19 protein-coding genes are annotated in these 20,596 nt (G+C 74.8%); 17 read left to right on the top strand and 2 right to left on the bottom strand.

Going from position 1 to position 20,596, the window contains the following annotated elements; genetic code table 11:
- The first annotated feature begins 250 nt into the window (after positions 1–250).
- From POF43_RS08565 to POF43_RS08530, 8 genes are all read left to right on the top strand, one after another.
- Positions 251–1,054 (top strand): alpha/beta fold hydrolase, encoded by an 804-nt coding sequence (locus POF43_RS08565; RefSeq protein ID WP_271323439.1) that lies wholly within the window; start codon positions 251–253, stop codon positions 1,052–1,054.
- The gene (locus POF43_RS08560; protein ID WP_271316869.1) at positions 1,054–2,334 is read left to right on the top strand and encodes a PP2C family protein-serine/threonine phosphatase; all 1,281 of its coding nucleotides are present in this window, start codon (positions 1,054–1,056) and stop codon (positions 2,332–2,334) included. Before POF43_RS08565 ends, POF43_RS08560 begins: the two co-directional genes overlap by 1 nt.
- Positions 2,331–2,771, top strand: coding sequence for an STAS domain-containing protein (locus POF43_RS08555; protein WP_308217730.1), 441 nt, complete (start codon positions 2,331–2,333; stop codon positions 2,769–2,771). The genes POF43_RS08560 and POF43_RS08555 overlap by 4 nt, the downstream gene beginning before the upstream one ends.
- Positions 2,772–3,083: 312 nt before the next feature.
- Entirely contained in the window at positions 3,084–4,079 is a 996-nt protein-coding gene (locus POF43_RS08550; protein WP_271323440.1) for an aldo/keto reductase, read from the top strand.
- A gap of 1,697 nt (positions 4,080–5,776) precedes the next feature.
- Complete coding sequence (locus POF43_RS08545) at positions 5,777–6,319, top strand: COG4315 family predicted lipoprotein (RefSeq protein ID WP_271323441.1); 543 nt, start codon at positions 5,777–5,779, stop codon at positions 6,317–6,319.
- Positions 6,320–6,362: 43 nt separating this feature from the next.
- Positions 6,363–6,941 (top strand): DUF6529 family protein, encoded by a 579-nt coding sequence (locus tag POF43_RS08540; protein ID WP_271323442.1) that lies wholly within the window; start codon positions 6,363–6,365, stop codon positions 6,939–6,941.
- A 629-nt stretch (positions 6,942–7,570) separates the two neighbouring features.
- On the top strand, positions 7,571–8,392 hold the full coding sequence (locus POF43_RS08535; protein ID WP_271323443.1) for an alpha/beta fold hydrolase: 822 nt from the start codon (positions 7,571–7,573) through the stop codon (positions 8,390–8,392).
- A 186-nt stretch (positions 8,393–8,578) separates the two neighbouring features.
- On the top strand, positions 8,579–10,123 hold the full coding sequence (locus POF43_RS08530) for an MFS transporter (RefSeq protein ID WP_271323444.1): 1,545 nt from the start codon (positions 8,579–8,581) through the stop codon (positions 10,121–10,123).
- Between the two features lie 65 nt (positions 10,124–10,188).
- On the opposite strand, the gene POF43_RS08525 is transcribed toward POF43_RS08530, so the two are convergent.
- Positions 10,189–10,824 carry a TetR/AcrR family transcriptional regulator gene (locus tag POF43_RS08525; protein WP_271318100.1) on the bottom strand — a complete coding sequence of 212 codons (636 nt, stop codon included), beginning with the start codon at positions 10,822–10,824 and terminating at the stop codon, positions 10,189–10,191.
- A gap of 103 nt (positions 10,825–10,927) precedes the next feature.
- Here POF43_RS08525 and POF43_RS08520 point away from each other — a divergent pair, with 103 nt between their 5' ends.
- The 9 genes from POF43_RS08520 to POF43_RS08480 all read left to right on the top strand — a co-directional run bounded on the left by POF43_RS08520 (position 10,928) and on the right by POF43_RS08480 (position 19,520).
- The gene (locus POF43_RS08520) at positions 10,928–11,386 is read left to right on the top strand and encodes a cupin domain-containing protein (RefSeq protein ID WP_271318101.1); all 459 of its coding nucleotides are present in this window, start codon (positions 10,928–10,930) and stop codon (positions 11,384–11,386) included.
- An 87-nt stretch (positions 11,387–11,473) separates the two neighbouring features.
- The gene (locus POF43_RS08515) at positions 11,474–11,926 is read left to right on the top strand and encodes a BlaI/MecI/CopY family transcriptional regulator (protein WP_271323445.1); all 453 of its coding nucleotides are present in this window, start codon (positions 11,474–11,476) and stop codon (positions 11,924–11,926) included.
- 4 nt (positions 11,927–11,930) lie between these two features.
- Positions 11,931–13,019, top strand: a complete 1,089-nt coding sequence (locus tag POF43_RS08510) for a M48 family metalloprotease (RefSeq protein WP_271323446.1) — start codon at positions 11,931–11,933, stop codon at positions 13,017–13,019.
- Positions 13,020–13,640: 621 nt separating this feature from the next.
- A complete protein-coding gene (locus tag POF43_RS08505; protein WP_271324870.1) occupies positions 13,641–15,437 on the top strand; it encodes a hypothetical protein in 1,797 nt (598 codons plus the stop codon).
- A gap of 41 nt (positions 15,438–15,478) precedes the next feature.
- Positions 15,479–16,135, top strand: a complete 657-nt coding sequence (locus POF43_RS08500) for a phosphatase PAP2 family protein (RefSeq protein WP_271324871.1) — start codon at positions 15,479–15,481, stop codon at positions 16,133–16,135.
- Positions 16,136–16,260: 125 nt separating this feature from the next.
- Entirely contained in the window at positions 16,261–17,634 is a 1,374-nt protein-coding gene (locus POF43_RS08495) for an MGDG synthase family glycosyltransferase (RefSeq protein ID WP_271324872.1), read from the top strand.
- A gap of 58 nt (positions 17,635–17,692) precedes the next feature.
- Positions 17,693–18,499, top strand: a complete 807-nt coding sequence (locus POF43_RS08490) for a polysaccharide deacetylase family protein (protein WP_271314500.1) — start codon at positions 17,693–17,695, stop codon at positions 18,497–18,499.
- Entirely contained in the window at positions 18,496–19,272 is a 777-nt protein-coding gene (locus POF43_RS08485) for a COG4280 domain-containing protein (protein WP_271324873.1), read from the top strand. Before POF43_RS08490 ends, POF43_RS08485 begins: the two co-directional genes overlap by 4 nt.
- The gene (locus POF43_RS08480; RefSeq protein ID WP_271324874.1) at positions 19,269–19,520 is read left to right on the top strand and encodes a hypothetical protein; all 252 of its coding nucleotides are present in this window, start codon (positions 19,269–19,271) and stop codon (positions 19,518–19,520) included. The genes POF43_RS08485 and POF43_RS08480 overlap by 4 nt, the downstream gene beginning before the upstream one ends.
- A gap of 115 nt (positions 19,521–19,635) precedes the next feature.
- Here POF43_RS08480 and POF43_RS08475 read toward each other — a convergent pair whose 3' ends face one another.
- Entirely contained in the window at positions 19,636–20,469 is an 834-nt protein-coding gene (locus tag POF43_RS08475) for an SDR family NAD(P)-dependent oxidoreductase (RefSeq protein WP_271325564.1), read from the bottom strand.
- Positions 20,470–20,596 lie beyond the last annotated feature (127 nt).

Below are 20,596 nucleotides of genomic sequence, written 5' to 3'. Positions count from 1 at the left end.
CCGCCGTGGCGCGTTCCCACCGCCCCGCCTCCGACGGCCCCGGCTTCCCCCCTTTTCAACGCCCCCGACTCCACCCGCCGTCCAGCCCCCGCAGGCCGCCCCGCCGACCGATCCGTGGACCGGCCCACCGGCCGCCCCCACCGGCCGCCCCATACACATGTCCAGCACGATGCCTGTTCAGCGAGATCCGGGGTAGGGGCCGCACCATCCGGGCCATCGCGGCTTCCGGGGTAGTGGGAGATTGACTGGTATGGATATTCGCCACAGGAACAACGTCACCGTGACCGGTCGGGCGGACGGGCCGGTGGTGCTGCTGGCGCACGGGTTCGGTTGCGACCAGAACATGTGGCGGATGGTGGTCCCGGCGCTGGCCGAGGAGTACCGCGTCGTGCTGTTCGACTACGTGGGATCGGGACGTTCGGACTCCTCGGCGTGGAGTGAGCAGCGGTACTCCTCGCTGGCCGGCTACGCCCAGGACGTGCTGGACGTCTGCCAGGAACTGGACCTGCGGGACGTGGCGTTCGTCGGGCACTCGGTGAGCGCGATGGTGGGCGTCCTGGCGGCGGCGAAGGAGCCGGAGCGGTTCTCCCGCCTGGTCATGGTCGCCCCCTCGCCCCGGTACATCGACGAGGACGGCTACCGCGGCGGGTTCAGCGCCGAGGACATCAACGAGCTGCTGGAGTCGCTGGACTCGAACTATCTGGGTTGGTCGGCGGCGATGGCCCCGGTGATCATGGGCAACCCCGACCGGCCGGAACTCGGCGCCGAGCTGACCGCGTCGTTCTGCGCGGCCGACCCCGACAAGGCCCGGGTCTTCGCCAGTACGACCTTCCTGACCGACAGCCGCGCGGATCTGCGGACGGTGACGGTGCCGACCCTGGTCCTGGAGTGCGCGCACGACGTGATAGCGCCCCGCGAGGTCGGCGCCTACGTCCACGCCGCGATCCCCGGCAGCCGCCTGGTGACGCTGAACGCGACCGGGCACTGCCCCCAGCTGAGCGCCCCCGAGGCCACCGCGCAGGCGATCACCGCCTTCCTCGGAGGGAGCCGGTGATGTGCCGCACCGGCGCCCTGCCCGACCCGGACGAGGAGCAGGACGTGGACACCACCGACGCGGCCTTCACCGCCCTGCTGGAGGACAGCGCCGAGGAGCTGTACGAGCAGGCGCCGTGCGGTTACCTGTCGACGTTGATGGACGGCACCATCGCGAAGATCAACACCACCCTGCTGGACTGGCTGGGCCTGTCCCGCCGGCGGGTGGTGGGCCGGATGCGGTTCACCGACCTGCTCACCATGGGCAGCAAGCTCTACCACGAGACGCACTACGCCCCGCTGCTCCAGATGAAAGGCCACGTCAACGGCATCGCCATGGAACTGCGGGCCGCCGAAGGCGCACGGCTGCCGGTCCTGGTGACGTCGAAGGTGAAGACGAGCGCGGACGGCGAGCCGCTGCTGGTGCGCACCACCGTCTTCGACGCGAGCGACCGCCGCGCGTACGAGACGGAGCTGCTGCGCGGCCGGCAGGCGGCCGAGCAGGCGCGCCGGCAGGCCGAGGCCGACCGCGAGCGTCTCCAGGAGGCGCTGGCCGTCCTCCAGCAGAGCCTGCTGCCCACCGCGCTGCCGGTCATCCCCGGTCTGGAGACCGCCTCCCACTACCACACCGCCTCCCCCGACCTGCTGGGCGGCGACTTCTACGACCTGTTCCCGCTGGACGACGCGCGCTGGGGTTTCTTCCTCGGCGACGTGTGCGGCAAGGGCCCGCAGGCGGCGGCCGTCACCTCGCTGACCCGCTACACGCTGCGCGCCGCCGCCCTGCACAACCCCGACCCCGTCGAGGTCCTGACCACGCTGAACACCGTGCTGAGCCAGCGCTACAGCAGCGGCGACACCCGCTACTGCACCGCCATCTACGGCACCCTGGAACGGCGGGACGACGGCTTCGCCGTGGACCTGGCCTCCGGCGGCCACCCGCTGGCGCTGGTGCGGCGGGCCGACGGCGGCGCCGAGTACCTGCCCACCCCCGGCGGGATGCTCATCGGCATCATGCCCCGGGCGAAGTTCACCCCGGCGTCCACCATGCTGGTCCCCGGCGACACCCTGCTGCTCTACACCGACGGCCTGACCGAGGCCCGGATCGGCCCGCGGCGCGAGCTGTACGGCGACGACGCCCTGCGCGCCTTCGCCACCGCCCAGCCCTCCGCCACCGGCCCCCAGGCGCTCGTCACCGCCCTGACCGCGCTGCTCGACAGCTTCGGCGACGGCCTCGACGACGACACCGCGCTCCTGGCCCTCGGCGCGCCCGCGCTCGCCCCCGCGGGCGGCGGTCCGGCATGAACCCGCTGACGATCACCACGCGGGACGCCGCGACCGGCCCGGTCCTGGCGATCACCGGCGACCTCGACCACAAAACCGCCCCCGACCTGCGCCGCACCGTCGAGACCCTCCCCATGGCCGACGGGCAACTGCTGGTCGTGGACCTGGCCCGGATGCGGTTCTGCGACTCCAGCGGCATCAACACCCTGGTGGCCGCCCGCAACCTCGCCGCCGAGGCGGGCGCCGACATCGCCCTGGCCGCGGTCCCGGCCAACACCCGCAGAATCCTCGGCATCGTGGGCCTGGACCAGGTCTTCGCCCTCTACCCCGACACCCGCACCGCCACCCGCCGCCACCGGCCCGCCGGCGGTCTCGGCCGGCGCGTGCAGCCCGGGGGCGGCGCTCGCCGGGACGCGGAGGGGACTGGCTGGGACGTTTCGTCCGGATCATCGGGCTGACGGTCCCGGGATCGGCCGATCGGCCCGGGAGCCGCTGACGGTCCCGGGGCCGGGGCTGACGTCCTGGGCGGCGGAGCGCCTGCCCGCCCCGGGCATCAGCCGGGCCCGGCGGCGCGGGGGCGTCGCTCGACACGGACCACGCGCCCGCGCGGGCGTTCACGGGTGGTACGGGCGTTGGCGGGCCGCGCGGGAGGCGTACGCCTTGCCGGCGGGCCCAGCCAGGGACCGGCTCTCCCAGGACGAACGCTCCGCTGCCATCCGGTGCCGCGCGGGCGCAGGGTGGGTGGTGGAACGACGACGAAGGAGAGCACGATGCAGACGCGAACCCTGGGAAGCACCGGCCCGGCCGTTTCCGCCCTCGGCCTGGGGGCGATGGGTATGTCGGGCGTTTACGGCACGGCCGACCGCGCGGAGAGTATCGCCACCGTGCACGCCGCGCTGGAGGCCGGCGTCACGCTGATCGACACCGGCGACTTCTACGCCATGGGCCACAACGAGCTGCTGCTCGCCGAGGCGCTGCGCGGCCGGGACCGGGACGATTACCTGCTGAGCGTGAAATTCGGCATGCTGCGAGCGCCGGGCCCCGGGTTCGGCGGGGCCGACGGCCGCCCCGAGGCGGTGAAGAACTTCCTGGCCTACTCGCTGACCCGGCTGGGCACCGACCACATCGACATCTACCGCCCCGCCCGGCTGGACCCGGCCGTACCGATCGAGGAGACGGTGGGCGCGATCAAGGAGATGATCGACGCCGGGTACGTACGGCACGTCGGGCTCTCGGAGGTCGACGCGGCGACGATCCGCCGGGCGCACGCCGTGCACCCGATCGCCGACCTCCAGATCGAGTACTCGCTGATCTCCCGCGCGGTGGAGGCGGACGTCCTGCCCACGCTGCGGGAGCTGGGCATCGGGCTGACCGCGTACGGCGTCCTCAGCCGCGGCCTCATCTCCGGGCACTGGACGGCCGGGCACGAGGCCGACCCCGGCGACAGCCGCGGCCACACCCCCCGGTTCTCCCGGGAGAACGTCGAACACAACCTCGCCCTCGTGGAGGCGCTGCGCCGGGTCGCCGAGGCGAAGGGGTGCACCGTCGCTCAGCTGGCCATCGCCTGGGTAGCCGCCCAGGGCGGGGACATCGTGCCGCTGGTCGGCGCCCGCACCCGCGAACGGCTGGCGGAGGCGCTGCCCGCGACGGAGGTGGACCTCACCGCGGACGACCTCGCCGCGATCGAGAAGGCGGTCCCGCCGGGCGCGGCCCGCGGCGACCGCTACCCGCCGGCGCTCATGTCCAGCCTCGGCGTGGGGAACTGACGGGGGTTCCGCGGGAGGGCCGGCTTCCGGTGAGGTGGCTCCGGTGAGGCGTGGCACGGGTGAGGTGTGGCACCGGTGAGGCCGCTCGGGGGAAGGTCCGGCTCCGGTGAGATCCGGCACCGGTGAGGCCGCTCGGGGGAAGGTCCGGCACCGGTGAGGCCGCTGGGGGCGAGGCCCGGCACCGGTGAGATCCGGCACCGGTGAGGTCCGGCACCGGTGAGGTCCGGCACCGGTGAGGTGTGGCTCCGGTGAGGTGTGGCACCGGTGAGGCCGCTCGGGGGAACCCGCTCCGGGGAGGTCCCGCTCCGGCAGAAACCTGAACGCAGCTACGAGCCGGGGCTTGATCGTGCGGGCGAACACGCGCCATCGATCTGCTCACCGGACTACGGCGCCGTTCTCTGGGCGCGTTGACCATCGAGAAGCACTGATGGTGGTCCCCAATGGTCGCCCAGTGCAATACCGAGGGGGCGTGAGACTGGACCCCAGAGGGTCCGCGACCCAGGCCGCCATGACACAGCTGGCTGCGGCGCCTGCCTGATCTGCGGCATTGACGGCCGCTACCTGGGCCTGCCGTTAAACGTGGTGACAACCGGGAGGACCTTGACGCCGACCTGGCCGATCACATCAACATCACCGGCCATTGAGGAAGTCACCGACCTCGCACCTCACGTCGGCTGCCTCAGTTGCCCTCAACGGGTCCGACGTCTTGGCTCGCGTCTCGAAGTCCGCCAGGTGCCGGCAGAGACGAGACCAGTACGGTCGCGGTCCGACCTAGTGACGTTCCGCGCCACGTCCGGAGCGGCCCTTCAACGGGCAGCCTGCGCGCTTGCACGCACCGTGGGAGCGGGAGTCTTTTCCATGGGCCCTCCAGAACATGAAAACCCCCGACCGGGTGAGGCCGGTCGGGTTTATCAGGGGCACGAGGGGGTGCTAGCCTCCGGGCACGGAGACCAAGCCATTTTTGGAGTGCGCAGCAACACGCAGCGCCACGACTTGGGTTGGTGTGCCATGAAGTCCGTTGGTTGGGCCGCTGTCATCGTTGGTGCGATCACTGGCGGGACGTGGATCGTCGCCCACCTTCTTGACCAAGTTCCCGTGATCTGTGGCAAGGCTGTTCAAGCAGTCAGGGCCATGCGAGAACTACAGAACGAGGTCCGGCGCGCAAAATCGTCTGCGCCAGACGACTGACCGCTGCGGAGAGGTCCGCGAAGGTCGACGGGCAATGGCCATGTCGTCGACCCGTCACAGTGACGAGCGGCCGCTGCAGTAGACCCGCCCGCGGCCGTACCGTCGTATCGGCGTCCCTGGCGGCCGTCCGCGCGGCCCGAGATGGGCAGCCCGAAACCGGACGGGGACACCTCTACGTAAGTGGTGCCCGCGTCGCGGACGATGGCTGCGGCCCACAGCGCGACGACGCCCGTCCGGCGGTCGACGCAGAGGTCCAGGCCGAGGTACACGATTCCCTGTCGGACAGCACCAAGCCCAGACCGACACCGGCCGTCGAAGCGGTGGCGTCTTTGCGCGTGCTGCACGTCCGCGGGTCCATTGACCCTGTAAGCCTCTGCGGGCGACGGTCGCCCGTTCCGGTGCACTCGCGTCCTGGGCGCGTCGCCCGCGGCGGGTCGGGTGCCGGTGTCCTGGTTGTCCTGGGACGTCGGGTGGCCCTCGGGCCTTGGCACATCCTGCGGGAGTCTTCGATGCGACGCATGTTCGAGGCGATCACCTGGACGGTCGCCGCTGTGACGATCGCCGCGGCGGCCAGCGGCTGTTCGAACGGGACGGGCTCCTCCGCGGCGTCCTCGGCGTCGCCGTCGGGCACGGCGTCGGGGCGCGCGGGCGATACCCCGGTGGCGGACAGGGCGGCCGCCGCCAAGCAGGCGCAGATCAAGACGGCGTCGGTCGGCTCGCTCGGCTCGGTGCTGGTCGACGGCACCGGACGCACCCTCTACCTGTTCGAGGCGGACAGGACCAGCAAGTCGACGTGCAACGGCGCGTGCGCCACCGCCTGGCCGCCGACGCCGACCTCCGGCAAGGCGAAGGCCGGCGGCAGGGCCAAGTCGGACCTGCTGGGCACCACCAAGAGGTCCGACGGCAAGGAGCAGGTGACGTACCACGGCCACCCGCTGTACCAGTACGCCGGCGACTCCAAGTCCGGCCAGGCCAACGGCGAGGGCCTCAACCAGTTCGGTGCCGAGTGGTACGTGCTCGACGCGAGCGGCAAGAAGGTGGACAAGAGCTGACCGCCGCCCGGCAGGGCACCGCGCCCGGCACGGCGACGCCGGTATGACGACCGGCCGCCGCGGCCCGCACCGGAGCCTGCCGGTGCGGGCCGCGGCCCTGGCCATCGGTGCCGCGGTGTCGGTGGCCGGATCGCCGGCGATCCGGTCGGTCGCCCGCCACGACACCCCGGACTACGACTCGGGCCTGTTCGGTGCCCACGGCACCCAGGCGGTCGACCTCAAGGCGCGGCTGGGCAGCGCGCTGTGGTGCCTGGCGCTCGTCCAGCTCGGACTGGCGCTGTGGAGGTACGGGCGCATCCCCGGCCTGCGGCCCCCGCCCCGCCGGGTGCGCACGGTGCACCGGCTCATCGGCCTGGTCGCCTTCCTGCTGTCGGTGCCGATCGCCTACCACTGCGTGGCCGCCTACGGCGTGGAGACCACCGGCACCCGCGTCGCCCTGCACTCCGTGAGCGGCTGCGCCCTCTACGGCGCCTTCGCCGCCAAGGTGCTGGTGGTCCGCAGCCGCTTCCTGCCCGGCCGGCTGCTTCCCCTCGTGGGCGGCGCGCTGGTCTGCGCGATCGGCCCGCTCCGGTACACCGGCGCACTGTGGGCCCTCAACGGCTCCGACGCCCCCGGCCTCTGACACCGGCACGCCGACGCGGGGACGGCTCCGGGATCAACCGCTACGCGGGCAACGGCCCCGGGGGCTGACGGAGCATCGACCCGGAGTGCGTGAACTCGCCGCGCTCCGGCCCGCCGCGCAGGTCCGGCGGCGGCCCGCATGCGGTGATCGCCCGAGTCGGGTGGCCGACCGGGGAAGCACCACGGCCCGGCGCGTCCCCGGCCCGCCCGTCGACGGCATGGTCCCCGTCCCCCGTGGCGACGGACTCCACCGCGACCGGCCCCGCCCGGTGAGAACACCCGGTCCGATCCCCCGGTGACGTCACCCCACCCATGCGCTCCGCCCGGCCCGCCCGGCCGCACAAGCCCCTGGCCGCATGAGCCCCTGACCGCACAAACCCCTGACCGCATGAGCCCCTGACCGCACAAACCCCTGACCGCATGAGCGCCGACCGCATGAGCCCCTGACCGCCGCCCGGCAGGGACAAGCACCGGCGGCGACCCGATCCCGCTCCGTCGCGTCATGCCAGCACTCATCATGAGAGTGGACTTGCATGAACGATGGGAGTGGCCCATACTCATGAGAGTCAGCCCCCAGGAAGGGGGTTGGCGGTCACCCAAGACCGGTATCGACGCCAAGGGAATCGCACCATGACTGTCACCACCCCCGCCCGCACCACCCGCACGGTCGAGCTGCGCAACGGCCTGCGCATCACCCTTGACGAGTACGGCGACGCCGCCGCCGCGGCCGGCACCGGCGCGCTGGTGCTGCACGGTGGCGCCGGGCCGCGCTCGGTCGCCGGTTTCGCGACCGCGATGTCCGAGCACGCCTACGTCGTCGTGCCGACCCACCCCGGGTTCGACGGCACGCACCGGCCGGAGTCGACCGACTCGGTCGCCGACCTGGCCGTGGCCTACCTGGACCTGATCGAGGAACTCGGCCTGACCGCGGTCATGGTGGTCGGCAACTCGATCGGCGGCTGGGTCACCGCCGAGATGGGCCTGCGCGACAACCGCGGCCGGATCAGCGCGCTGGTGCTGCTCGCCGCGACCGGCATCACGCCCGAGCCGCCGCTGGAGATCGCCGACCCCGCGAAGCTCGGGCCGATCCGTACCGGTGAACTGGCCTTCCACAAGCCGGAGTTGCGCCTCGACCCGAGCACGTTGAGCGAGCAGCAGAAGGCCGGGACGGCCGCCAACCAGCGGACCCAGGCGGTCTACACGGGCGCCGGCCACGACCCGAAGCTGCGCGGCCGCCTGCACCGGGTCACCGTTCCGGTGCTGGTGCTCGCCGGCGAGCAGGACGGGATCGTGCCGCTGGAGTACGAACGCACCCTGGCCGCGTCCTTCCCCCGGGCCACCTTCCGGCCCGTCCCGCAGGCCGGGCACTTCCCGCACATCGAGCAGCCCGGCACGGTCTTCGGCGCCATCGGGGACTTCGTGGACGCCGAGGTGAAGCCCGACGGTGAGTGACCCCCTCCCGCGCCCGCCCGGCGCCGCGATCACGGCGGCCCCCGGCGGGCGCGGTGCCGTGCCGTGCGCGGCGAACCGCGGCACGCCCGGCAGCCCGTACCGGCCCCGAGCCCGACCCCGACACCCACCGCGAGCGCGACCCCGTTGCCTGCCGCGCCCCCGCGATCCCCCACCGAGGAGGCAGAAGTGACCACGCCCGATCCCGCCCGGCGGCGCCGAGTGCTCGTACTGGCGGTGTGCTGCCTGAGTCTGCTGATCACCGTGCTCGACACCTCCGCGGTGAACGTCGCGCTGCCGGCCGTCCAGCGCGATCTGCACCCGGCGGTCAGCGGGTTGCAGTGGACCGTCGACGGCTACACGCTGGCGATCGCCGGCTTCATGCTGCTCGCCGGGTCCACCGCGGACCGGATCGGGCGGCGCCGGGTCTTCCAGGCCGGCCTGGCGCTGTTCACCGCCGGCTCGCTGGCCTGCTCCCTGGCCCCGGACCTGCCGTGGCTGGTCGCCTTCCGCGTGGCGCAGGGCCTGGGCGCCAGCATGCTCAACCCGGTCGCGCTGTCGATCATCACCCACACCTTCGCCGACCCGCGCGAACGCGCCCGCGCCATCGGCGTGTGGGGAGCGACGGTCGGCCTGTCGCTGTCGCTGGGCCCGGTGGTCGGCGGTCTGCTGGTCGGAACGGCCGGCTGGCGGGCGATCTTCTGGATCAACATCCCGGTCGGATCGGCCGCTCTGGTGCTCAGCGCCGTCCTGGTGCCCGAGTCGCGGTCCGCGACCGCGCGCCGCCGCGATCCGGTCGGGCAGGCGCTGGTCGTCACCGTCCTGGTCGCGCTCATCTGCGCGATCATCGAAGGCGCCCACCGCGGTTACGGCAGCACGCCGATCATCGGCCTGTTCATCCTGGCCGGCGCCGCGGCCCTCGCGCTGCCCTGCTACGAACGGCGCCGCGACCAGCCGCTGATCGACCCGGCTTTCTTCCGGTCCGTGCCGTTCACCGGCGCGTTCGTCACGGCGGTCACCGCGTTCCTGGCCCTGGCGGGCTTCCTGTTCCTCAACACCTTGTACCTCCAGGACGTACGCGGCTACAGCGCGCTGCACGCCGGACTGCTCACGGTCCCGATGGCCGCCGGAACCGCCGTCGCCTCCCCGGTGTCCGGCCGCCTGACCGCCGCGCACGGTCCGCGCCTGCCGCTGGTCGCCGCCGGGGGGCTGGTGGCCGCCGGCGCGCTGACGCTGACCACCGTCACCGCGACCACCGCGCTGCCGGTGCTGCTGATCGCCTACGTGCTGCTCGGCTGCGGATTCGGCCTGGTCAACACCCCGATCACCAGCATGGCCGTCGCCGGGATGCCGCGCGCCCGGGCCGGGGTGTCCGCCGCGATCACCACGACCGCCCGCCAGATCGGCAACAGCCTCGGGGTGGCCGTCCTCGGCTCGATCGTCACCGCGCACACCCACGGCCCGCTGCGCACCGGGTTCACCGCGGCCGGGCACACCGCGTGGTGGTCGCTGGCCGGATGCGGCGCCCTGATCGTGCTCCTGGGCATCCTCACCACCACCGGCCGGGCCACCGCCGGCGCCGCACGGATCGCCGCCCGCTTCCCCGCCGAACCGGCCACGCGGTCGACGCCGGCCGCACCGGTCACGCCGGTCACGCCGCTCACCCCGACAACGCAGCCCGCACCGGCCGCACCGATGATCAGCCCCGCACGGTGGCCGTCGCGCCGGGGGTGACCGGTGACCGTCGCACCGAGGCGTGACCCTCGCGCCGGCGGGCCGGCCACCGTACCGAACGGTGGTCAGCCCGCCGGAGCGTCCATCGCCGTCACGGCGGCGCGGGTCAGGGTCGAGGCGGTGCGGACCACGCTGGCGATGGCGTCCTGCGGGTCGAGCCGGCACAGGTCGGTCAGGCAGAAGAGGGCCTCGGCGCTGACCACCACCGCGAGGTCGTTCTTCAGCCGGGTCAGGGCGGCCGGATCGGTGGCCCCGAGGGTGTCGTCCAGCGGGGCGAGCGCGTGGTCGATCAGGCCGAAGCGCAGGCCGGGGCGGGCGTCGGCCGTCGCGGGCCGGGTGATGGTGGCCGCGATCATGGCGCGGGTCGCCCCCTGGTAGCCCAGGACCAGGCGCAGCAGGTGCTCGGTGGCGGCGGCGACGCGCTCCACCGGGTCGCGGGAGTCCGCGACGGAGGCGAGCGCCTCCTGCGGGCTGGGCATCTGCCCGGCCATCGCCTCCCGCAGCAGGCTGGCCAGGTCGGGAAAGTACCGGTACGCGGTGGCCTCGGACACCAGGGCCGTCCTGGCGACCTCCAGCATGGTCACCTCGCGGCCGGTGCGCATCAGCTCCACCGCGGCCTGGAGGATCGCGTTGCGCGTGCGCAGCTTCTGGTTGGCGCGGCCGGTGGTGCCGCGCGGTGTCGTCGTTTCGCCGTTCTGCATGACGCCAGCGTAGCAAGCAAACCCTGATAACGAGAGCCCACTTGCATAACGTCGCGCATGTCGACTAGTTTCATGAAAGTAGCCTCTTACGAAGGAGCAGGCCATGAACGACGTATCGGTTGTCGCGCCCGACGGCGGCGAAGTGATCCCGTTGGGGCCGGCCCGGATGCGCATCCTCGAGGACGGCGGCACGACCGCGCACCGCCTGGGGATCGGCGAGGTCACCCTCGCCCCGCACAGCGCCGGCCCGCCCCAGCACCGGCACGCCGCGCACGACGAGGGCTTCTACGTCGTGTCCGGCACCGCCGTGTTCACCGTCGGGCAGACCGACTACGAGGCGCCGGCGGGCACGTTGGTGATGGTTCCGCCCGGGGTCCCGCACACCTTCGCCAACCCCGGCGACGAGCCCGTCGTGATGGTCAACACCTTCACCCCGGACCTCTACGTGCAGTACTTCCGCGACCTGGGCGCCGCGATGGCGGACGGCCAGGAGGTGACCGCGCGTACCACCACCGAGGTGATGGGCCGCTACGCCACCACCGCGACGACGGAATTCGCCTGAGGCCGTCCGGGTGTCCGGCGCCGGGCCCGGGGCGCGCGGGGCCGGGGTAGCTTGGTGCGGGGTCGAGACACGAAGGGCGTCTGAACGGTGAGCGACGATGAGCGCGGGAAGCCCGGCGGCCGGGCGGTCAGGCGTGGGCGGGGCGAGTTGGAGGGCGGCGTGCTCGCCGCGCTCTGGGCGGCCTCGGAACCGCTGACTGCGGCCCAGGTCAACGAGCGGCTGCCGGGGGAACTGGCGTACACCACGGTGCTGACCATCCTGTCGCGGCTGCACGACAAGGGCATGCTGGTACGGCACCGGGTGGGCCGCGGCTACGCCTACGAACCGGTGCGGGACGAGGCGTCGCACACGGCGGCGGGGATGCGTTCGCTGCTGGAGGGCGGTTCGGACCGGGAGGCGGTACTGACCCGGTTCGTCTCGGAGCTGTCGGCCCGCGACGAACAACTGCTGCACCGGCTGCTCGCCGACGCCACGGGCGCGGGCAAGGGCGCTGGCTCGGGCGCGGGCACTGGCGCCGGGCCGGACGACGGGAGGCCCTGAACCGGTGCTGGTCAACGTCTACGTCCCCATCGTGGTCACCGTCGTGCTGGCGCTGCTCGCTCCCCGGCTCGCGCCGCGGCTCGCCCCGCGCCCGGCCGCGTGGGCGCTGCTGTGCGCGGCGCTGGTGACGGCGGCCGGCTGGGTGGGGTCGCTGGCCCTGCTGGCGTTCACCGCGCTGGCGCAGATCCCGCAGGTCGCGCGGGAGGGCCACTGGTCGGTACGGCTGCTGCGCGCCGAGGACCCGGTGCGCTTCGGCGTCGCGGTCGGCTGCGCCCTCGTGCTGCTCACCGCCTGCGTGGCGTGCGCGGTCACCGTCGTACGGCAGACGCGGGACCTGCGCTGGGCCCGGCGCGAATGCCGGCGGCTGCCCGGCAACGACCAGTTGGCCGTGCTCGACGACCCGGCACCGGAGGCGTTCGCCCTGCCGGGGCGGCCCGGCCGCATCGTGGTCTCGCGCGGCATGCTGGACTGCCTCGCCGCCGGCGAACGCGCCGCGCTGCTGGCCCACGAACGCGCCCACCTGCGGCATCACCACCACCGGTTCAAGACCGTCTGGCGGATCGCGGCGGCCGTCAACCCGTTGCTGCGGCCGGTGGAGAAGGCGGGCTGCTTCGTGCTGGAGCGGTGGGCCGACGAGGACGCCGCGGCCGGGGTGGGCGACCGCACGGTGGTGGCCCGGGCGGTGGCCCGTGCCGCGCTCGCGGTGCACGCCGGACCGGCCGGCTCCGCGCTGGCCGCGACCGGCGGCGCCGTACCGCAGCGGGTCCGGGCGCTGCTCGCCCCGCCGCCCCGGCACCGCCCGCTGCACTTCGTGGCCGCCGGCCTGCTGCTGACGCTGTGCTGCACCAGCCTGACGGACGCCGCCACCGACAGCGAGCAGATGGTCGAAGCCGCCCAGCACACCCACCTGTGCGGGCACCCCGATCCCGGGTCCGGCCCGCACGGCGCCGCCGCGAGCGCGCACCGACGCCCGGCCGACGCACGGTTCACCGATCACGCGGCCCGGACGGCGGCGTGGCCGGACCACCCGGCGGCGCTGCCGGACCACACCGGGCTGGGCGCCCTCTGCGTGCGGCACCGGCCGAACACGTGACCGCGGCGTCGCAGGCGGGCGGCAGCGGACGGCGGCGCAGGCACCGGGTGGGGCGGCGCGCGCCCGGCACGCATGAGGGGGCAGGCCCGGCACGGGTGACGGCGCGAACGCGGCACGCATGAGGGGTGAACCCCGCCCGACCGCGCGTCGGCGCACCCTGGGCGGTCGTACCGTTCGGAGGAAAACGGCCGCCGCCCGCCGTGGCCCGCGGGCCCCTCCGGGGGACTGGAGGCACGCTGGCGGCACGGTGTCGTGAAACGCGGTACGGCGGCCGTCCGGCATAAATTACTACATGATGTAGTTATCATCGGCCGTACCTCCCCCTTGGCTCCCCTTGGCTCCCCTTGCACTCCTCGCACTCCTTGCACTCCCCTTGAGCCCCCGCCTCCCCCTGACCCACTCCGCCTCCCGCCCGGACGCCCCCACTACCCGGCCCCCGGCCCCGACTCCGCCCACGACCCCGCCCCCGGCTCCGATTCCGCCCCCGGCTCCGCCCCTGGCGTCGTCGGCGCCATCGGCGACATCGGCGGATCCCGCGCCTTCGGCGCAACCTCGGCCGCCGATCCGACATCTACACGACGTAGTAGCCGATGGTCCGGTCCAATCGAGGAGAAGAACGCCATGGACGACGATCCGCCCACGCGTGTCGGCACCCCGGGCGGGGACCCGGCCGGGGTGAGGCGGACGCCCGGCGCCGCGGTGACCGCCGGCGCCGCCGGTCCGGACACGCCGGCCGGTGACGCGCCGCCGCAGTGGCACCGGGGTCTGACCCTGCTGGCCACCATCAGCCTGTTCATCGGGACGCGGTCCGCGTGGACGACCGCGATGGCGAACGTGCCGGTCGTGGCGGGCGTCATCTCGGTCTGCTACGCCGGGATCCTGACCGCCGGGGTGCTCGCGTTCGCCACCCGCAGCCGGCGCGGGCTGGGCCGGGTGGACCTGGGCGTCCTGGTGCTGGCGGCCGTCCTGGTGGTGTGCGCCCTGTGGCTGAACCCGGCCGGCATCGACGAGGCGGCGCTGACCACGCAGGCGGCGAACGAGATCGTGCACGGGCACGCGATGTACGGGCAGCCGTGGCCGTGGCTGTTCGGCACGCCGACCGTGGGGATCACCAAGCTGATGTCGGGCGGCGCCGACTACACCTACGGCTACGGGCCGTTGACCGCCCTGCTGGTCGCGCCGATCCACCTGTTCGCGCACTCGACGGTGGCCGCCACCGCGGTGACCACCGGCGCGCTGCTCGCGGGCACCGTCACGCTGTGGGTGCTGCTGCCGGCGCCGTGGCGGTCGGCGGCCACCGCGGTCTGCCTCGGCTTCGGCCTGCTGCCCGCCTACGCCCGCGGCGGCTACCCGGCGATCACCGCGCTGGCCCTGCTGATCCCGGTCGTGGTGCGCTGGCACCGCACGGGGGCCGGCGGACGGCTCGGGCGCGGCGGCGTCGCACGGTCGGTGTGCCTCGGGCTGGCCTGCGCGGCGCAGCAACTCGCCTGGTTCCTGGCGCCGTTCCTGCTCGTCGGGATGTACGCGGTCCGGCGCGGTGAACTGGGCCACCGGCGCGCCCTGGAGGTGACCGTCCGGCACGCGGCCCTCGCGTTCGCCACCTGGCTGCTGGTCAACGCCTACTTCATCGCCCAGGGGCCGTCGCAGTGGCTGTCGGGCAGCCTCCTGCCGTTCACCCAGAAGGCGATCCTGCACGGGCAGGGGGTGATGGGCATCTCGTACTACGTCACCGGCGGCAGCGACCGGCTGGACTTCTACTCCTACGCGGGCATGCTGCTGATGCTCGGGCTGCTCGCCGCCACCGTGCTGTTCGTGCGGCGGCTGGGGCCGGCGCTGACGGTGCTGCCGTGGTGCGCGTTCTACCTGACCACCCGTTCGCAGGACGGCTACTTCCTGCTGATGACGCCGCTGTGGATCGCGGCGGCGGCCACCGTGCCGGCCTCCGCGCTGGCCGGGGCCTGGCAGCCGCGGCCGGTCGTGGCCGGCGGGCGGCGGGCCGGCGCGGCGGTGCTGGCCGCGCTGCTGGCCCCGGCCGTGCTGTGCGTCGGCGTGGCCGCCGCGAGCCCGCCGCCGCTGCGGATGACGATCGACCGCCTGACGGTCGCCGGCCGGGGCCGGCCGACCCTGACCGGCCTCGCCGTGCGGGCGGTCAACGTCACCGGCACCGCGCTGGCCCCGCACTTCGCCACCCGCAGCGGCCAGGGCGCGTCGGACTGGTGGACCGTGCGGTCCGGGCCGGCCGTCCTGCGCCCGCACGCCCGCGGCGACTACGTCCTGCGGGCCCCGGCCGACCTCCAGCCGCTGCCCACCGGCCGCGACCGGCACGTCTACCTGATCGCCGTCTCCGGCACCCCGATGACCATCACCACCACCGCGCTCCCCCTGGCGGACGCGCGCCACGCCGCGGGCCCCCGGTGACCGGCCCGCCCGGCACGGGTCCGCCGCGGCGGCACCGCGCGGTGTACGGGTGGACGGCGGTCGTCAGCGCGGCGCTGTTCGCGGCGGCGGCCGGGGTCCTGGGGGTGCGGCCGGATCTGGTGCTGGGCGCCGAACGGTGGCCGCACGCCTGGGCACTGGGGCACCGGCCGGCCGCGGCGGTGACCGCCGCGCGGTGGGTGACCGACAGCGGCACCGGGGTGTGGCCGTACCTGCTGGTGGTGGCGGCCGGTCTGGCGACCGGTGGTCCGGCGGCCCGGCGGCTGCGCGTGACGGGGGCGCTGGCGGCGTTCGTGGTGGCGGCGCAGCTGACCCGCTACGGGGTGATGGAGGCGATCGCGCGGCCCCGGCCGGATCGCGCGGGGTGGGCGGCGCCGGCCTCCGGTTTCTCCTTCCCCTCCGGGCACACCACGACGTCGTGCCTGGTGGCGGGGGTGCTGTGCGCGGTGCTGGCGGCGCGGCTGCGGCCGGTGGCGGCGCGCTGGGCGTGCGCGGTGGTGGCGGGGTGGGCGGTGGTGGTCGGGCTCAGCCGGGTCTACCTCGGGGTGCACTGGGCGGGCGACGTGGCCGGCGGCTGGCTGTTCGCGGTGGCGTGGCTGTCGGCGGCCCGGTGGTGGTGCGACCGGTGCGGCGTGCCGCGCGGACGGCCGGCCGGGAGCGAGCCCCGCGCACGCCGTTGAGCTGGGCGAACACCGCCGTTCGCACGGTGCGCGTCGCGCCCCGCGGGGCCGTCGGGGGTGGTTCGAGATCAGCTACTACAAGTTGTAGAGTACGAACCACTCCCCCGTTCGGAAGCAGGTTCCACGTGCCGTACCTCGACAGTCCTGCAGGGGCGGGACCGGCCAGGGTCGCCATCGTCTCCGCGAGCGTGGGGGCCGGCCACGACGGGGCCGCCGCGGAACTCGCCCGCCGGCTGACCGCCCGCGGGGTCGCGGTGGACCGGTTCGACTTCCTCGACCTGCTGCCCGCCCGGCTCGGCACGCTGCTCGGCGGCACCTACCACCAGCTGCTGACCCACGCGCCGTGGGCGTACCAGCGGATCTACGCCACGACGGAACGGCCGGGCCGCGGCCGGGTGTCGAACGCGGTACTGCGCGCGGCGGAGCACCGGGCGCTGCGCGCGCTGCGGCCGGGCACCCGCGCGGTGGTCGCCACCTATCCGCTGGCCGGCCAGGTGCTGGGCGCGCTGCGGCGCGACGGGCGGCTGACCGTGCCGGTGCTGACGTACCTGACCGACTTCTCGGTGCATCCGCTGTGGGTGGCGCCCGGCGTCGACACCCACCTGGCCCTGCACCCGATCCCGGCCGGGCAGGCCGAGGCGTGCGGGGCGCACCGGGTGCTGACCCGCGGACCGGTCGTCGACCCCCGGTTCGGCCCGGCCACCCCGCAGGCGCGGCGGGCGGCCCGGACCCGGTTCGGACTGCCGCCGCACGGGCCGCTGGCGCTGCTGGTCGCCGGTTCCTGGGGCGTCGGCCCGGTCGAGCAGGCCGCGGCGCGGATACGCGCGTGCGGCGCCGCCGTCCCGGTCGTCGTCTGCGGGCGCAACCAGGCCCTCGCCGACCGGCTGCGGGCCGCCGGGACCGGCCACGTCTTCGGCTGGGTCGACGACATGCCGGGCCTGATGCACGCGGCCGACGTCCTGGTGCAGAACGCCGGCGGCCTCACCTCCCTGGAGGCGTTCGCCAGCGGCCTGCCGGTCGCCTCCTACGGCTGCATACCGGGCCACGGGCGCACCAACGCCGCCGCCCTGGACGCGGCGGGCCTGGCGACCTGGATACGCCACGCCGACGACCTCGGTCCGGTGCTCACCGGTCTGCTGGACGGCCCGGCCGGCAGCGCCCAACGGGCGGCGGGGCTCGCCCTGTTCGCCAGGGGCGACGCCGACGGCCCGGCCGCCGCGATACTCGACGCCGCCCGCCGTCCCACCCCGGGCCGCGGTGGCGTTACGGTGCGCGTACGACCGGAACGCGTACCGGCCGCACCGGTGACGCCGGCGGTGACGGCGGCCGCGTCCGGTCCCGGCGCGGCGGCGGTCCCGGTCCGGGCCGGGCGCGCCCAGCGGCGGACGGCGCTGGTGCTGGCCGCAGCGCTGGCCACCACGCTGCTGGCCGGGCCGGACAGCACCGAGGACGCGGTCGCCCGCGGCGGGACGCACCTGCTGCACGACCTCGACCTGTGACCCGCTCCCGCGTCCCTTGCCGAACTCCCCCTGCCCGGCCGCCGTTGAGGAGCATTCGATGCCCGCCGCCCCCGCCGTCCGTACCGCTCTCACCGTCGCCAAGGTCGGGCTGCCCCTGCTGGCCGCCGTGCACGCGGCGCCCGTCGTGTCGACGCTCGGGCCGCTGCGCAACCGGCTGATGCCCGCGCTCAGCGGCCGCGGCAGGCCCGACCACGTGGCGCTGACCTTCGACGACGGGCCCGATCCGCTGTCCACGCCGTTCTTCCTGCGGGCGCTGGACGGGCACGGGATACGCGCGACGTTCTTCGTACTGGGGTCGATGGCCCGCCGGGCGCCCGGCCTGCTGCGGGAGATGTCCGAGGCCGGGCACGAGATCGGCGTGCACGGCTGGCGGCACCGGCCGCTGATGCTGCGCGGCCCGCGGGCCACCTACGACGACCTGGCCCGGGCCCGCGACGGCGTGGCCGCCATCACCGGTGAGGTCCCGCGGCTGTTCCGGCCGCCGTACGGCGTGATGACGGCCGCCTCGCACCTGGCCGCGCGGCGCCTGGACCTCACACCGGTGCTGTGGACGGCGTGGGGCGAGGACTGGACCCGGCGGGCCACCCCGGAGTCGGTGCACCGCACGGTCACCGCCGACCTGCGCGGCGGCGGCACGGTGCTGCTGCACGACTCGGACTGCACGTCGGCGCCCGGCGCGTGGCGTTCCGCGCTGGGCGCGCTGCCGAGGATATTGGAGACCTGCGAACGCGCCGGCCTCACCGTCGGACCACTGCGGGAGCACCGCGCCGCACCCCCCGGCTGCTGCCGCCGCGCGCACCACCGGCGCCGCGGCGCCGCCGCCGACCGCCGGAGGACACCGTGAACGCCACCGTCCTGGTCCTGTCGGTCTTCCTGGCCTGCGCGGTGGAGGCCGTGGAGGCGCTGACCATCGTGCTGGCCGCCGGAACGACCCGCGGCTGGCGCTCGCCGCTGATCGGCACCGGCGCCGCGCTGGCCGTCCTGGCGGTCGTGGTGGGCGCGCTGGGCCCGGCCGTCGGGCGGGTACCGCTCCAGCCGCTGCGGCTGGTGGTCGGCGCGCTGCTGCTGGTCTTCGGCCTCCAGTGGCTGCGCAAGGCGATCCTGCGGGCCGCCGGCCACAAGGCGCTGCACGACGAGGACCGGATCTACCGCGAACGGGCGGCGGCCGCCCGGACGGCCGGCGGCGGCGGGCGGGCGTTCGTCCCGGACTGGTACGGCTTCACCATGGCGTTCAAGGGCGTACTGCTGGAAGGGCTGGAGGTGGTGTTCATCGTGATCACCTTCGGCGCGGTGCAGGGCCGGATCGGGCTCGCCGCGCTCGGTGCGGCGGCCGCGGTGCTGCTGGTCACCGCGGTCGGCCTGCTGGTGCGGGCGCCGCTGGCCCGGGTACCGGAGAACACCCTGAAGTTCGCGGTCGGCGTGCTGCTCACCGCCTTCGGCCTGTTCTGGTCCGTCGAGGGCACCGGCGCCCGGTGGCCCGGTTCCGACCTCGCCCTGCTGGCGCTGGTCCCCGGCACGCTGGCCGTCGCGCTGGTCTGCGTGACGGCGCTGCGCGGCCCGCGCGAACCGGCCGGCACCCGGCCCGGCTCCCCCGACGACCCCGGAGCGGGCTCATGAACCACGTCCACAACTTCCTGCGCTTCTGGTACGACTTCGTGATCGGCGACGACTGGACGGTCGCGCTCTGCGTGGCCCTGGCGCTGGGCGCCACGGCCCTGCTCACCGCCTGCCACGTCGCCGCCTGGTGGCTGACGCCGGCCGCGGTCGTGGTGGTCCTCGCCGTCTCCCTGCGCCGCGCGACCCGCTCCGGGGGAGGGACCGGGGACCGGACCGGGGGCACGGGACGGCCGGGGGGACGGGGTTGAAGCGGGCCCGGCTGAATCCGGCTGCGGAACCGGTATCGGGGCCGGGGCCGGGGCCGGGGTGCGCGCCGAGGCCGGCACCGGAGTCGCCCCCGACGCCCGCGTCCCCGGCGACGGGTCAGCCGGTCGCCGGACGGTAGCGGTCGGCCAGCGGGGAGCCGGCCGCGGTGCGCAACCCGGCCTCGGCGGCCAGCAGCCGGTCGACGGCGGCCGGGTCGGCGAGGCCGGGGACGCAGACCGTCTCGTCGGCCGCCAGCCCGGCGAGCGAGGCGTCGACGACGTCGGCGGCGGCCATGCCGCGGCCGCTGCTGCGCGGTTCGCGGCCGGCCAGCGGGCGGTCCGCGTCGACGAGGTGGAACTCGGTGTCCGTCAGCCCCGGGCACAGCACCTGGACCTGGACCGGGGTGCCGACGAGTTCGGCGGCCAGGATGCGGCTGAAGGTGACCAGGTAGCCCTTGCTGCCGGCGTACACCGCCCGGTGCGGCAGCGGGCCGGGCGGCTGCGCGCCGGAGAACGCCAGCAGCGAGGCGACGTTGACCACCGCGCCGCGGCCGCGCGCCAGCAGGCCGGGCAGCGCGGCACGGGTCAGCAGGGTGGGCGCGGTGACGTTGAGCGCCAGGACCGCGGCGATCAGGCCCGGGTCCTTCCCGGCGAACGGGCCGTAGCCGTTGATGCCCGCGTTGTTGACGAGGTGGGTGACGTCGTCGCCGGTGACCCGTTCGGCGACGGCGGCCAGGCCCTCGGGGTCGGCCAGATCGGCGGTGAGCGGCGTGACGGTGCCGCCGTACGCGCGGCGCAGCCGGTCGGCGAGGTCGGCCAGCCGGTCGGCGCGGCGGGCCACCAGCACCACGTCGTGCCCGGTGGCGGCGAGCCGTTCCGCGTAGGCCAGACCGATGCCCGCGGAGGCGCCGGTCACCACGGCCGTCCCCCTGCGCTCCCGTGCTGACGTCATGCGCCTTCCCCTTTGTCCGCTGCGTCCGTCGAGGTCTGCTGTCGTGCGGTGCGGTCCGCTGTCGTGCGGTGCGGGTCCGGCACCGGCTGCCGTTCTCCGGTGCCGGCCGCTGTCGGACAACGCCGTC

It is taken from the genome of Streptantibioticus silvisoli (assembly GCF_027947535.2).
Lineage (GTDB): Bacteria > Actinomycetota > Actinomycetes > Streptomycetales > Streptomycetaceae > Streptantibioticus_C > Streptantibioticus_C silvisoli.
Note: the sequence above shows the minus strand (reverse complement) of the source record. Positions and strands in the feature narration are given on the sequence as shown.